Origin of the sequence: Actinomadura roseirufa, assembly GCF_900659635.1 — a bacterium.
Taxonomy (GTDB): Bacteria; Actinomycetota; Actinomycetes; order Streptosporangiales; family Streptosporangiaceae; genus Spirillospora; species Spirillospora roseirufa.
On sequence record NZ_CAACVB010000225.1, the window covers coordinates 1 to 12,868 of the forward strand.

15 protein-coding genes and 1 pseudogene are annotated in these 12,868 nt (G+C 74.7%); 8 read left to right on the forward strand and 8 right to left on the reverse strand.

Annotated elements, in window-relative coordinates; translation table 11 throughout:
* On the reverse strand, positions 1 to 1,192 hold a 1,192-nt coding region (locus E1291_RS32220; RefSeq protein ID WP_131741853.1), incomplete at its 3' end, for a carboxylate-amine ligase.
* A gap of 198 nt (positions 1,193 to 1,390) precedes the next feature.
* Here E1291_RS32220 and E1291_RS32225 point away from each other — a divergent pair.
* The gene (locus E1291_RS32225) at positions 1,391 to 2,008 is read left to right on the forward strand and encodes a cysteine hydrolase family protein (protein ID WP_131741854.1); all 618 of its coding nucleotides are present in this window, start codon (positions 1,391 to 1,393) and stop codon (positions 2,006 to 2,008) included.
* A gap of 20 nt (positions 2,009 to 2,028) precedes the next feature.
* On the forward strand, positions 2,029 to 2,943 hold the full coding sequence (locus E1291_RS32230) for a GlxA family transcriptional regulator (protein ID WP_131741855.1): 915 nt from the start codon (positions 2,029 to 2,031) through the stop codon (positions 2,941 to 2,943).
* A 163-nt stretch (positions 2,944 to 3,106) separates the two neighbouring features.
* On the opposite strand, the gene pafA is transcribed toward E1291_RS32230, so the two are convergent.
* Positions 3,107 to 4,465: a Pup--protein ligase gene (gene pafA / locus E1291_RS32235; protein WP_131741856.1), complete on the reverse strand. Its 1,359-nt coding sequence runs from the start codon at positions 4,463 to 4,465 to the stop codon at positions 3,107 to 3,109.
* Positions 4,466 to 5,010: 545 nt separating this feature from the next.
* On the opposite strand from pafA, the gene E1291_RS32240 reads away from it, so the two are divergent.
* The 4 genes from E1291_RS32240 (at position 5,011) to E1291_RS32255 (ending at position 8,297) form a co-directional block, all read left to right on the forward strand.
* Positions 5,011 to 5,544 carry a toxin-antitoxin system HicB family antitoxin gene (locus tag E1291_RS32240; protein WP_131741857.1) on the forward strand — a complete coding sequence of 178 codons (534 nt, stop codon included), beginning with the start codon at positions 5,011 to 5,013 and terminating at the stop codon, positions 5,542 to 5,544.
* A 106-nt stretch (positions 5,545 to 5,650) separates the two neighbouring features.
* Positions 5,651 to 6,496 (forward strand): DUF4097 family beta strand repeat-containing protein, encoded by an 846-nt coding sequence (locus E1291_RS32245; RefSeq protein ID WP_131741858.1) that lies wholly within the window; start codon positions 5,651 to 5,653, stop codon positions 6,494 to 6,496.
* Between the two features lie 26 nt (positions 6,497 to 6,522).
* Entirely contained in the window at positions 6,523 to 7,497 is a 975-nt protein-coding gene (locus E1291_RS32250; RefSeq protein WP_131741859.1) for an ATP-binding cassette domain-containing protein, read from the forward strand.
* A complete protein-coding gene (locus E1291_RS32255; protein WP_131741860.1) occupies positions 7,494 to 8,297 on the forward strand; it encodes an ABC transporter permease in 804 nt (267 codons plus the stop codon). Before E1291_RS32250 ends, E1291_RS32255 begins: the two co-directional genes overlap by 4 nt.
* Before the next feature lie 111 nt (positions 8,298 to 8,408).
* Here the strand turns inward: E1291_RS32255 and E1291_RS32260 are convergent, their stop codons facing one another.
* A complete protein-coding gene (locus E1291_RS32260) occupies positions 8,409 to 9,086 on the reverse strand; it encodes a nitroreductase family protein (RefSeq protein WP_242614511.1) in 678 nt (225 codons plus the stop codon).
* A gap of 110 nt (positions 9,087 to 9,196) precedes the next feature.
* Here E1291_RS32260 and E1291_RS32265 point away from each other — a divergent pair, with 110 nt between their 5' ends.
* Positions 9,197 to 9,670 (forward strand): MarR family winged helix-turn-helix transcriptional regulator, encoded by a 474-nt coding sequence (locus tag E1291_RS32265; protein ID WP_131741861.1) that lies wholly within the window; start codon positions 9,197 to 9,199, stop codon positions 9,668 to 9,670.
* A gap of 29 nt (positions 9,671 to 9,699) precedes the next feature.
* On the opposite strand, the gene E1291_RS32270 is transcribed toward E1291_RS32265, so the two are convergent.
* The 5 genes from E1291_RS32270 to E1291_RS32285 form a co-directional block, all read right to left on the reverse strand.
* Complete coding sequence (locus E1291_RS32270) at positions 9,700 to 10,290, reverse strand: TetR/AcrR family transcriptional regulator (RefSeq protein WP_131741862.1); 591 nt, start codon at positions 10,288 to 10,290, stop codon at positions 9,700 to 9,702.
* Between the two features lie 9 nt (positions 10,291 to 10,299).
* Complete coding sequence (locus E1291_RS32275; RefSeq protein WP_131741863.1) at positions 10,300 to 11,487, reverse strand: amidohydrolase family protein; 1,188 nt, start codon at positions 11,485 to 11,487, stop codon at positions 10,300 to 10,302.
* Positions 11,488 to 11,583: 96 nt separating this feature from the next.
* Positions 11,584 to 11,829, reverse strand: a complete 246-nt coding sequence (locus E1291_RS45465) for a DUF1949 domain-containing protein (protein ID WP_503108250.1) — start codon at positions 11,827 to 11,829, stop codon at positions 11,584 to 11,586.
* Positions 11,808 to 12,203 carry an IMPACT family protein gene (locus tag E1291_RS45470; RefSeq protein WP_503108251.1) on the reverse strand — a complete coding sequence of 132 codons (396 nt, stop codon included), beginning with the start codon at positions 12,201 to 12,203 and terminating at the stop codon, positions 11,808 to 11,810. The genes E1291_RS45465 and E1291_RS45470 overlap by 22 nt, the downstream gene beginning before the upstream one ends.
* Before the next feature lie 34 nt (positions 12,204 to 12,237).
* On the reverse strand, positions 12,238 to 12,735 hold the full coding sequence (locus E1291_RS32285) for a DUF3152 domain-containing protein (protein WP_242614512.1): 498 nt from the start codon (positions 12,733 to 12,735) through the stop codon (positions 12,238 to 12,240).
* On the opposite strand from E1291_RS32285, the pseudogene E1291_RS32290 reads away from it, so the two are divergent.
* A pseudogene (locus E1291_RS32290) lies at positions 12,680 to 12,868 on the forward strand (hypothetical protein); the annotation flags it as partial. The gene E1291_RS32285 and the pseudogene E1291_RS32290 sit on opposite strands and share 56 nt — an antisense overlap.

Consider the following 12,868-nt stretch of genomic DNA (forward strand, 5'->3'; position numbering starts at 1 on the left):
GGCTCCCCGCCTCGGTCTCGGCCGCCAGCGCCGCCACCAGCGCCCCCAGACCCCGCCCGGCCGCCCGCCGCTGCCGCCGCGCACCCGTCCCGATCCGCCGGACCGCCTCGACCAGCCCGAACACCGCGCCCAGATCCCCCGTCTCCTCCAGCTGCGGCGCCACCCGCGCCAGCAGGTCCTCCAGCAGCCGCCACGCCGGCACCGCCGCACCGGCGAAGGGATCCACCGCCGGGCCCTCCATCCCGTACCGGGACGCGCTCCACAGCGCCGCCGCGCACACCTGCCCGTCCACCGGGACCGCCTCCCGGCCCGCCGCCAGATCCGCCAGCGCCGCGCGGACCAGGCCCCGCGTCAGCGCGGCCTGCAGCACCGCGTCGTCGGCGGTCGCCGCCGCGTCCGCCGCGCGCACCTCCACCGTCGGCCACCGCGGCGACGGACGCGCCAGCCAGAACGTCATCGCGGCGTCCACCAGCGTCCCCGCCCCCACCAGCGCCGCCACCCGCCGGTCGTGCTCGGCCGCCGACGCCGACCACGGCGGCACCCCCGCCCCCGGGAACCGCGACATCTCCACCGTCCGCCAGCTCGCGTAACCGGTGTCGCGGCCGTGACCGAACGGGGAGTTGGCCGACAGCGCCAGCAGCGGCGCCAGCCACGGCCGCAGATGGTTCACCACCGCCACCGCCGTCTCCCGGTCCGGGACGCCCACGTGCACATGGCAGCCGCACGCCTGGTAGTCCTCGATCACCTCCCCGTAGACGCGGGTGATCGCCGCGAACCGCTCGCCCCGCGCGGGCGGCGGCGGGCGCCCCTCCATCACCGGCGTCCCCGACGACACCAGCCCCAGCCCGCCCGCCCGCGCCGCCCCCGCCAGCCGCGCCCGGCTCCAGCGCAGCTGCGCCCGCAGCTCGGCCAGGTCCCCGCACACCCCCGTCGCCGCCTCCACCTGCGAGGCCAGCAGCTCGGACTGGAACGACCCGCCCCCCGGCCCCCGGCCGTGCCCCCGCAACCGCGCCAGTACCCCCTCCACCTGCGGGACGCACACCCCCGACACGCCGTCCACCAGCAGGAACTCCTCCTCCACCCCCAGGCTCACCCCGGCGCCGCCCCCGGCCTCCCCCACGGCGCCTCCCGCGGCTCTCCCCCGCACCGCGCGGCCCTCCCCCGCCCGGTCGCCCGCGTCGCACTCGCCCATCCGAACCCCCCGTTCCCCCACGTATCCCGTCACATCGGGACATGCCCCGGCATAACCGGCCCTCCCGCCCCAGGCCAAGATCCTTTGCCGGGGCCGGCGCGGGGCCGGGGACGTCCCCGGGGACCGCTGACCGGATCGTTCCGCCCGCCGCCGCGATGATGCCTGCCGGACCGCGCCCGCGCCCACCAGGATCGAGCCATGAGCACCGACACCGCCCGCACCGCCCGCCGCGCCCTCCTCGTCATCGACGTCCAGGAGTCCTTCCGCCGGCGCCCCCTGTGGGCCGCCGTCTCCACGCCCGACATCGCCGACCGCGCCGCCCGCCTGGTCGCCGCCGCCCGCGCCGCGGGCGACCTGGTCGTGTGGATCCTGCACGCCGAGCCCGGCTCGGGCACCCCCTTCGACCCCGACTCCGGCCACGTCCGCCTGCTGGACGGCCTGGAGCCGCTCGACGGCGAGCCCGTCATGAGCAAGACCTCCCGCAACTCCTTCACCACCACCAACCTGCAGCAGCGGCTCACCGCCGAGGGGATCCGCGAGCTCGTCATCTGCGGCATCCAGACCGAGCAGTGCTGCGAGACCACCGCCCGCCTGGCCGCCGACTACGGCTTCGAGGTCACCTTCGTCACCGACGCCACCGCCACCTTCCCCATCCCGCACCGCGACGCCGACCCCGGCCGCACCGTCGCCGAGATCCTCGCCGACCCCGCCACCCTCACCACCGACGAGATCATCACCCGCACCGAGTACGCCCTGGCGGGCCGCTTCGCCACCATCGCCGCCCTGGACGACCTCGCCCCCGTCACCGCCGGCTGACCGGATACACTGACCGGATCGTGACCGACATCGCCTTCCTGCTCGTGCCCGGCGTGCACCTGCTCGACCTCGCGGGCCCCGCCCAGGTCTTCTCCACCGCCGCCGACATCGGCCTGCCCTACCGGCTCACCTATGTCGCCGAGCAGGAAGGCGTCCTCAGCGCCCAGGGACTCCCCCTGCGCGCCACCACCGCCTGGCCCCGCCTCACCCCCGCCGACACCGTCCTGGTCCCCGGCTGGCGCTTCGCCGGCACCCCCCACGCGGCGCCCATCGGCACCGCCACCGCGCGCCGCCTGGCCGCCCACCACGCCTCCGGCGGCCAGGTCGCCAGCGTCTGCGCCGGCGCCTTCGCCCTCGGCGAGGCCGGGCTCCTGGACGGCCGCCGCTGCACCACCCACCACGAGCTCCAGGACGCCCTCGCCCGCCGCCACCCCCGCGCCGCCGTCGCCCGCGACGTCCTCTACGTCACCGACGACCGCGTCGTCACCTCCGCGGGCATCGCCAGCGGCATCGACCTCGCCCTGCACCTGATCGCCGCCCGCCACGGCCCCGGCACCGCCGCCCGCATCGCCCGCACCATGGTCGTCTTCGCCCGCCGCAACGGCGACGAACCCCAGGCCAGCGCCATGCTCCGGCACCGCGCCCACCTCAGCGACGCCGTCCACCGCGCCCAGGACCTCATCGACAGCCGCTACTCGCGCCCGCTGCCCCTCACCGACCTCGCCGCCGCCGCGGGCGTCAGCGAACGCACCCTCACCCGCCGCTTCGCCGCCGCCACCGGCCTCACCCCCCTGCGCTACCAGCAGGAACTGCGCCTGGAACGCGCCGAGCACCTCATCGGCCAGGGCGCCACCACCGACGCCGCCGCCCGCGCCGTCGGCTTCACCGACGCCCGCATGCTGCGCCGCCTGCGCTCACGGACCCCCGCCGCCTAACCCGCCCGCCCCCCGGCCGGGCGCGAACACCTCGGCGTTCAGCCGAGAGCGGCACCACGGTGCGGCACGCGCCACGGTCGGTGCCGCGCCGCGTCCCGAGCCGCGGCACCCAGGGGCCGGCCGGTCGCCGCGGCGCGGCTCCGGCACCCCGGCGCTCCGTGCCTCACATCCCGGCGATGAGCCTGTCGACGCGTTCGTCGACGGAACGGAACGGGTCCTTGCACAGGACGGTGCGCTGCGCCTGGTCGTTGAGCTTCAGATGCACCCAGTCGACGGTGAAATCGCGCCGCTTCTCCTGCGCCTTGCGGATGAACTCGCCCCGCAGCCGCGCCCGCGTCGTCTGCGGCGGCACCGACTTGGCCTCGAAGATGTCCAGATCCCGCGACACCCGCTCCACCGACCCCCGCTTCTCCAGCAGGTAGTAGAGCCCGCGCCCGCGATGCACGTCGTGGTAGGTCAGGTCGAGCTGGGCCACCCTGGGCGAGGACAGCGGCAGGTCGTACTTGCGCCGGTACCGCTCGATCAGCTTGTACTTGATCACCCAGTCGATCTCCCGGGACACCAGGTCGAGGTCGCCGGTCTCCACCGCCCGCAGCGTCCGCTCCCACAGCTCCAGCACGCGCCGCGTCACCGCGTCGCCGCCGCGCCGGTCGACGAAGTCCCTGGCCTTGTCGTAGTACTCCTTCTGGATCTCCAGCGGGCTCGCCTCGCGGCCGTTGGCCAGCCGCACCTTCCGCCGCCCCGTCATGTCATGACTGACCTCCCGGATCGCCCGAATCGGGTTCTCCAGCGTCAGGTCGCGCATCACCACCCCGGCCTCGATCATCCGCAGCACCAGATCGGTCGCCCCGACCTTCAGCAGCATCGTCGTCTCGCTCATGTTCGAGTCACCGACGATCACGTGCAGCCGCCGGAACCGCTCGGCGTCGCCCAGCGGCTCGTCACGGGTGTTGATGATCGGCCGGGACCGGGTCGTGGCCGACGACACGCCCTCCCAGATGTGCTCGGCCCGCTGCGACACGCAGTACACCGCGCCGCGCGGGGTCTGCAGCACCTTCCCGGCCCCGCAGATGATCTGCCGGGTGACCAGGTAGGGGATCAGCACGTCCGCCAGCCGGCCGAACTCGCCCTGGCGGACGACCAGGTAGTTCTCGTGGCAGCCGTAGGAGTTGCCGGCCGAGTCGGTGTTGTTCTTGAACAGGTAGATGTCGCCGGCGATGCCCTCCTCGTGCAACCGCTCCTCGGCGTCGATCAGCAGCCCCTCCAGGATCCGCTCGCCCGCCTTGTCATGGGTCACCAGGTCGATGACGCTGTCGCACTCGGGCGTGGCGTACTCGGGGTGGCTTCCCACGTCCAGGTACAGCCGCGCGCCGTTGCGCAGGAACACGTTGCTGCTGCGGCCCCACGACACCACCCGGCGGAACAGATAACGCGCCACCTCATCCGGTGACAACCGCCGCTGCCCATGGAAGGTGCAGGTGACGCCGTACTCGTTCTCAAGCCCGAAGATGCGCCGGTCCACACCGCGAGCGTATGCCGCCCGGCGCCCGGTTGGCAGTCCCCGAGCCCCTGTTCGCCGCGATGAGTGATCGGACGACCCCCGTCGACCGGTGCACCCGGGCCTCCGGGCGGGGCGTCCGCGGCCCCACCGGAAACGATCAGCCCCAGGCCGGCGGCCCCCCACTCATGATCGTTATCGGCGATGGGCGTTCTCCGAGCCCGAGGAACGCCCGCCGCGCCCGGCCGGGTCTCGGGCGGGTCGCCGATCCGGTCAGCGGACCGGCGAGCCTTCAGGGCCCGACCACGAAGCCCGGTCCATCCCGGGCCGGCATCAGGGTCACTGATGACGTCGGAGCCCGCGATGACGTCATCGGTGCGCGCGATGACGCCGTCACGGTTATCTCGCTGACAGCTCTCTGAACTGTGCGTTTGTCTTGGGTTCTGTGTGCTCGCCGCACTGTGGCAGCGGGATCCCCGGTGGACAGAGCTGTCGAAGTGACGCCATGGGGGGCAAAGTGACGTCACTTTTGGGTTGACTTGACGTCGTACTGGCGTCATAGTTGGGGCATGGACCTGATGCCGTACGTGGAGAACCTCCGCCGCGAGCTCGCCGTCGCCGCCGCCGCGGGCGGCCCCGACGCCCGCGCGCTGGCCGAGCGCCTCACCGGCGCCCTGGAATCGGCCGCCAGGCTCACCCTGCTGGAGGCGCTGTCGGCGGCGGCGGACGAGATCACCGGCGATCTCGCCCCGGGTTCGGTCGAGGTGCGGCTGCGCGGCGGCGACCCGGCGTTCGTGGTGACGCCACCGCAGCCGGGCCCGCCCCCCGCCGGCGCGGACACCGCCGCGGCGGACGCCGCGCGCGAGGCCGAGCCGTCCCCCGCGCCGCCCGCCGACGAGGGCGGCACCGCCCGGATGACCCTCCGCCTCCCCGAGCACGTCAAGGCCCGCGTGGAGGAGGCCGCCGGACGGCAGGGGATCTCGGTCAACGCCTGGCTGGTCCGCGCCATCTCCGCCGCGTTCGAGCCGGGCCCCGCGAGCCGCGCCGCCGACCGGCCACGGCAGCCCCGCAGCGGGCGCGGCTACACCGGCTGGGTGCGTTAGCGCCCCGCCCGGCCCCGCTCACCGCACCAGGTCCCGCCATCCGTCACCCGTTCATCGCCCGGCCCCGAGGCCGGGACGTTCCACCAGCCATGAGGAGGGCTCCGCCATGCCCGCATTCGCTACCCCCGAGCCGATCACCGCCGACATCCAGGTCTACGTCGGCCAGGTCCGCCTCCACGCCGGCGACCGCGCCGAAACCGTCGTGGACGTGCGGCCCAGCGACCCGTCCGCCGAGGCGGGCGTGCAGGCCGCCGAGCGGACGATCGTCGAGTTCTCCGGCGGGCGCCTGCTGGTCAAGGGCCCCAAGCCCAGGGCCCTGGGGCACCTGCTGCCCTGGCGCGGCTCCATCGAGGTGACCATCGAGCTGCCCGCCGGCTCCCGCGTCGAGGCCGAGGTCTACGCCGACTTCATCACCACCGGGACGCTCGGCCAGACCGTCCTGCGCAGCCACTACGGCGAGGTGCGCATGGAGGAGGCCGGCCCCCTGGAGGTCAAGACCTCCATCGGCGACGTCACCGTCGACCGGGCGATCGGCCCCGTCGAGGCGACCACCTCCACCGGGACCATCCGGATCGCGGCCATCGACGGCCCCGGCACGCTCAAGGCCGCCACCGGCTCCCTCGTCCTCGGCGAGGCGACCGGCGACGTGCAGCTGAAGACCGGCACCGGCGACATCGCCATCGACCGCGTGCGGGCCGGCGTCACCGCCAAGAGCGCCAACGGCCGCATCCGGATCGACGCGGCGATCAGCGGCACCGTCCACATCGAGAACGGCCACGGCAAGGTCGGCGTCGGCATCGCCGAGGGCACGGCCGCCTGGCTGGACCTGCACACCAAGAACGGCGTCGTCCGCAACACCCTGACCGCCGCCGAGGCCCCCGAGGCCGCCGACGCGGTCGTCGAGGTGCACGCCAGCACCAACTACGGCGACATCGACATCCACCGGTCCTGACCCCGACACCAGCAAGGGAGACCGTCATGAGCGACGCGATCACAGCCGAAGGGCTGGTCAAGACCTACGGCGAGGTCACCGCCCTGGACGGGCTGAGCTTCACCGTCCCCCGGGGGACGGTGCTCGCCCTCCTCGGCCCCAACGGCGCCGGCAAGACCACCACCGTGCGGGTCCTGACCACCCTGCTGCGCCCCGACGCCGGCCGCGCCACCGTCGCCGGATGCGACGTCGTCGCCGACGCCCGGCGGCTGCGCTCCTTCATCGGGGTGTCGGGGCAGTACGCCGCCGTCGACGAGCACCTCACCGGCGCCGAGAACCTGGAGATGATCGGACGCCTCTACCACCTGGGCGCCGCGCGCAGCAGGGCCCGCGCCCGCGAACTGCTGGAGCGCTTCGGCCTCACCGACGCCGCCGACCGGCCCGTGAAGGGCTACTCCGGCGGCATGCGCCGCCGCATCGACCTCGCCGGCGCCCTGGTCGCCGACCCGCCCGTCCTGTTCCTGGACGAGCCCAGCACCGGCCTGGACCCCCGCGCCCGCGCCGCGCTGTGGGACACCATCTCCGAACTCGTCGCCGGCGGCAGCACCCTGCTGCTGACCACCCAGTACATGGAGGAGGCCGACCGCCTCGCCGACCAGATCATGGTGGTCGACCACGGCCGCGCCATCGCCCGCGGCACCGCCGACGAGCTCAAGGACCGGGTCGGCGGCAACCGCATCGAGCTGACCGTCACCGACGCCGCCGAGATGGACACCGCCCGCGAGGCCCTGGCCTGGGTCGCCGTCGGCGCCGTCCAGGCCGAGCCGGAGTCGCTCCAGCTCACCGTCCCGGTCACCGACGGGCCCGAGGCGCTGCGCCAGGTCCTCGGCCGGCTCGCCGGCACCGGGGTCCGCGTGCGGGACGCCGGGATGCGCCGCCCCACCCTCGACGACGTCTACCTCACCCTGACCGGGCACCAGGCGCCCGGCACCGACGAGCAGGTCCAGGAGGCCACCCGATGAACGCGCTCACCATGCCCGTCGCCGACGGCTGGACGATCGCCAGGCGCAACGCCCTGAAGATCAGGCGGTCGCCCGACCTGCTCGGCTCGGCGATCATGTTCCCGATCGTGTTCGTGCTGATGTTCGCCTACGTCTTCGGCAGCGTCATCGAGGTCCCGGGGATGTCCTACCGGGAGTTCCTGCTGCCCGGCATCTTCGTCCAGGCCGTCGTCATGGGCGCGCAGATCACCGGCTACACCCTCACCCTGGACCTGCAGAAGGGCATCTTCGACCGGTTCCGATCGCTGCCCATGGCCCCGTCGGCGGTGCTGATCGGCCAGACCGTCGCCGACGTGCTGATGAACCTCGCCAGCCTCGTCGTCATGGCCGTCATGGGGCTGATCGTCGGCTGGCGGGTGCACACCTCGCCGCAGGAGGCCGTCCTCGGCTTCGGGCTGCTGCTGCTGTTCGCCTACGCCTTCTCCTGGTTCACCGCGACCGTCGCGCTGGGCCTGCGCACCCCCGAGAGCTTCAACAACGTCGCCACCATGGTCTCCTTCCCGCTGATGTTCGTCTCCAACGCCTACCTCGACAGCTCCAAACTGCCCACCCCGCTGCGCGTCGTCGCAGAGTGGAACCCCGCCTCCACCTTCACCCAGGCAGTCCGCGAGCTCTTCGGCAACACCAGCGACGCGATGACGACCTCGGACGCCTGGCCCATGCGGCACGCCGTCCCGGCCTCACTCCTCTGGATCGCCGTCATGCTCATCGTGTTCGTCCCGCTGGCGACCCGCCTCTACAAGAAGGCCGTCAGCGGCTGACCGCCCCTCGCGCGCACGGAACCAAGGCGCTCCCCGGCCGACCCACGCCGGAGGAGCGCCTTCGGCCCTTCCCCCACCGGCCCCGCCCCCACCGGCCCGCACGGGGTCGGACTACCAGCGGTCCCAGTGCAGGACCCGGTCCCTCGGGATCCGCGCGGCCGGCTTGAAGTCGGTGCCGATCGTGAAGGCCAGCGGCACGAACGCCGCCAGCATCACCTCCTCGTAGGGCACGTCCAGCACCTCGGCCAGCTCCCGCTCCAGCGGTCCCTGGGCCGTCGTCCACACCGTGCCCAGCCCCCGTGCCCGCGCGGCCAGCATGAAGCTCCACACCGCGGGCAGGATCGAGCCCCACGCCGCCGCCTGCACGGTCACCGGGGCGTGGTCGGTCCGTCCCTCCACGCCCGGGATCACGAACGCGGGCACCCGGTGGATGTTGCCGGCCAGATGGCGCAGGCCGTCGAACACCCGCTCGGTCGAGCCGGGGTGGTAGTTCATGCGCCACAGGTCGCGCTCGGTCAGCGGCTGCCCGGGCGCCAGGGGCAGGGCCCGCAGGAAGATGTCGGCCACCGCGCGCCGCTGCGCCTGCTCGGTGACCGCCAGGAAGTGCCAGCGCTGCCGGTTGCGGCCGGTCGGCGCCTGCGTCGCCAGGTCCACGCACTCGGCGATCAGCTCGCGCGGGACGGGCCGGTCAAAGTCCAGGCGCTTGCGCACCGCCCGGGTGGTGGACAGCAACTCATCGGGCGTCAGGTCCAGGACCATCGGATGTGCCTCCAGCTCGAGCCGTATCACGGGAACGCACCGGACCGTATGTTCGCCAATCATCTGTTGTCAAACAATCGTGGCGCAGATGGATTTGCTAGGCTCGCCGCACCACCGGCACCACCGACCGAGGGGACCCGATGCCCGCGAGCGACACGACCACCAGGCCGGCCTACTTCCCGCGCCTGGCCGCCGACCGGCCCGACATCGCGCTGTGCCGGGCCTCGGCCGCGGTGGCGCGGGCGGCCGAGGCGCACGCCGGCGCGCAGGGCCTGGGCGTCGGCCAGCATCTGGTGCTGAAGATGCTCGCCGCCGTCGGCCCCTGCTCCCAGCAGGCCCTCAGCGAGGAACTGCGCATCGACCGCAGCGTCATGGTCTCGGTCTGCGACGACCTCGAACGCGACGGGCTGGCCCGGCGCGAGCGCAACCCCCGCGACCGGCGCTCCTACGCCGTCACCGCCACCGCCGCCGGGCTCCGGCGCCTCGCCGAGGCCGAGGAGTCGATCCCGGCCTTCCTCGACGAGGCCTTCCATCCCCTCAGCCCGCAGGAGCGCGGCCAGCTCACCGCCCTCCTCGCGAAACTCCTGGGCACCGGCGCGGGCGGACGCCCGTGACGCGCCCGTGACGCGGTGGTGACGGGCGGTCAGGACGCGGCGGGCGCGCTCTGCCAGCCCGACTCCAGCAGGTCGAAGACGGCGTTCAGCGCCGCCAGGGGATCGGGCGCCGTCCCCGCCAGCTCCGGGACCTCCACGACATAGCGCGCCAGCGCCCGCACGGCCGCGTCGCCCGCGTCCCGCCCGCAGTCGGCGGCGATCGCCTCGGCCAGCGCGCTCTCGCTGCGCAGCCACAGCTCGCGCTGGTGCCCGCGCAGCGCCGGGGTGGCCATCACCAGGTCGCGCTTGCGCCGCAGCTCCGGCGACAGGTCGGTGCTGAACGCGCCGCGGCCCGCCATGAAGCGCCGCAGCGCCGCCAGCACCGGCTCCCCCGCCGGACGGGTCCGGACCGCCGCCACCAGCGCCTCGCGCCGCTCGGCGCCGTCGTCGAAGATCAGCGCCTCCTTGCCGTCGGGCACGTGCTTGAACAGCGTCGCCAGCGCGACGTCGGCCTCCTCGGCGATCTGCGCCACGGTCACGCCGTCGTAACCGTGCTCCAGGAACAGCCGCAGCGCGGCGTCCGCCAGCGCCCGCCGGGTCTGGGCCTTCTTGCGCTCGCGGCGTCCCGTCGTCGTGGTCATGCCGCGACCCTAATGGCCCTCGGGCGCCTCCAGGGCGACCCGGGCGCCGCGCCGCCACACCGCCCGGACGGCGAGGGTGTCGCGGATGCGGGCGGTGGGGTCGCCGTCCACCAGCAGCAGGTCGGCCCGCAGCCCCGCGGCGACCCGGCCGCGGTCGTGCAACCCGAAACGGCGCGCCGGGACGCCGGTGGCCGCGCTCAGCGCCTCCACCGGCGCCAGCCCCGCCCGGACGAGGTACCGGAGCTCGTGGTGGAGGCCGGCGCCGTGGGCCGGGCCGCCCGCGCAGGGCGCCGGGGACGAGGCGCCCGTCCCGGCGAGGATGTCCACCCCCGCCGCGCGCAGCGCCCTGACCGAGGCCAGGACGTCCCCCACGTCGCCCTCCGGGTGCCGGCCGCGGCCGCCCGGCCGGCGCCCGACGCGCGGGACGGCGGCGGACGCGGCGCCGGTGACCCCCGCCATCGCGGCGCTCAGCACCACGCACGGGACGACGAAGGCGCCGGACCGCGCGATGAGATCGACGATCTCGGGGGTGTGCGGGCCGTCCAAGAACGGGTGGGCCAGCCCGTCGACGCCGGCGTCCACCGCCATCCGGGTCGCCTCCAGCGTGCGGGCGTGCGCGACGGTGAGCACGCCACGCCGGTGCGCCTGCGCGACGCCCGCCTCCAACGTCGCCCGGTCCAGCACCGCCCGGTCCGGCACCGGCGGACCGGGGCGCCCCTCCACCGTCCCGTCCTCGATCACGAACGTGACGTAGTCCGAACCGGACGCGACGAGCTCGGGCACCGACCCGGCGCCGCCGGGACGGGCGCCGCGATGGCCGCCGGGACGGGCGTGCGGGGGTGACGGCTCGCCCGGACGCCCGCGCTCAGGCGTGATGGCGCGCCCGGCCGAGCGGACGTCGGCCAGGGCGTCGTCGGCGGTGACGTGCGCGCGGTTGGGCCTGGTGAAGGCACCCCACGCCTCCAGCTCGGTCGTGACCCCGAACCGCAGCGCCAGCGCCAGACCCCGCTCCGAGGTGCGCACGTGCGCGTCGAACAGGCCCGGTAACAGCGTCGCGCCCGCCGCGTCGACGACCTCGCCCCGCGCGGGCGCGCCCGCGCCGACCGAGGCGATCCGCGCGCCGTCCACGACGACGCTGGTCTCCCCGAGCACGCGCTCGCCGTCGAACACGCGCGCGTTGGTGATCGTGGTGATCATGGCGGGTCCTCCCTCGCAGGCGTCCGCCTCACCATAGTGGAATGACACTGAAAACAAAGTCACTCTACTTTCGGGGGCTTCTCCCCGCCCGGGACGTCAGACCGGGACCTCCACGAAACCCGCCGCGCCCCGTCGCAGCACGGCCCGGCCCGCCGTCGCCTCCGCCGCCCACGCCTCGAAACCCGGCAGATCGGGCACCGGCACCGCCACGTCCACCTCCACGCCCGCGCCGTAGCGGACGGCGCCGGGCTGGGTCCCCCGCCCGTGCAGATCACCGAGGAACCGGCCCGCCAGCGCGTGGTCCACCGCCACGGTGACCGTCACCACCGGGCGCAGCTCCACCAACCCCACCGCGTCGACGGCCTGCGACACCGCCTGCCCGTAGGCGCACACCAGGCCCCCGCGCCGAGCTTCACCCCGCCGAAGTGGCGGGTCACCACCGCGGCCGTGCCGGTCAGGCCGCGCCGCACCAGCACCTCCAGCATCGGGACGCCCGCCGTCCCCGCCGGCTCCCCGTCGTCGCTGCTCTTGGTGATCTCACCGCGCTCGCCCACCACGTAGGCGGTGCAGTTGTGCGTGGCGTCCCGGTGCGCGCGCCGGTGCCGCCCCAAAAACTCCACCGCCGCCGCCTCATCGGCCACCCGCTCCAGCGTGCAGACGAACCGCGACCTGCGGACCTCCAGCTCCACCGAGCCGCCCTTGCCGATCATGCGCATGGGTCCTCCCCGGCACACCGCGGGCCCCGCCCCCCTACGGGAACGGCCACGGGTTGGGACGGCACCCGTACAGCGACTTGGTCTGCTGCACCATCACCGGGGCGCGCCGCCCCGGCCCCGGGCACCCCTGATGGCCGTGCCCCAGCGCGTGACCCACCTCGTGGTTGATGACGTACTCGCGGTAGGAGGCCAGGTCCCGGCCATAGGTGGCCGCGCCCTCACCATAGCGGCGCGCGTTGATGACCGAGCGCGGGCCGCTGCGGCACGACAGCTCCCCGCCCGTCACCAGCGGCGCGCACATCCGGTCGGTCAGCGCCGGGCTCGACAGCGCCACCCGGAAGCGGACCGGGCCGCGGCTCACCCGCAGGAACCGCATCGTGCCGCCGTGCCCCCAGCTCCGCGGGTCGTTCAGGACGCGGTGCACCTCGGCCGCGAACCGCGAGGCCGACAGCGGCAGACCGCGCTCCACCTCCACCATGTACCGCACGACGGTGCCGCGCGTCCCGGCCGGCGGCGCCGCCGTGCCCGGCACCAGCGCGTACCGGCCGCTCGCCGACGCCGGAATCGCGACCCGGGCGGGCTGCCGCGCCGCCGGCGCCTACGACCAGTGGACGCAGTTCGCCGACTACCCGGACTTCACCAAGAAGGTCGAGAGCGTCGAGCAG

Bases quoted from the DNA above. Each gene is read 5' to 3' on its own strand.
- E1291_RS32225 (WP_131741854.1), top strand. From the start codon at position 1,391: ATGAGCACCGACACCGCCCGCACCGCCCGCCGCGCCCTCCTCGTCATC.
- E1291_RS32240 (WP_131741857.1), top strand. From the start codon at position 5,011: ATGGACCTGATGCCGTACGTGGAGAACCTCCGCCGCGAGCTCGCCGTC.
- E1291_RS32245 (WP_131741858.1), top strand. From the start codon at position 5,651: ATGCCCGCATTCGCTACCCCCGAGCCGATCACCGCCGACATCCAGGTC.
- E1291_RS32250 (WP_131741859.1), top strand. From the start codon at position 6,523: ATGAGCGACGCGATCACAGCCGAAGGGCTGGTCAAGACCTACGGCGAG.
- E1291_RS32255 (WP_131741860.1), top strand. From the start codon at position 7,494: ATGAACGCGCTCACCATGCCCGTCGCCGACGGCTGGACGATCGCCAGG.
- E1291_RS32265 (WP_131741861.1), top strand. From the start codon at position 9,197: ATGCCCGCGAGCGACACGACCACCAGGCCGGCCTACTTCCCGCGCCTG.
- E1291_RS32270 (WP_131741862.1), bottom strand. From the start codon at position 10,290: ATGACCACGACGACGGGACGCCGCGAGCGCAAGAAGGCCCAGACCCGG.
- E1291_RS32275 (WP_131741863.1), bottom strand. From the start codon at position 11,487: ATGATCACCACGATCACCAACGCGCGCGTGTTCGACGGCGAGCGCGTG.
- E1291_RS45470 (WP_503108251.1), bottom strand. From the start codon at position 12,203: ATGCGCATGATCGGCAAGGGCGGCTCGGTGGAGCTGGAGGTCCGCAGG.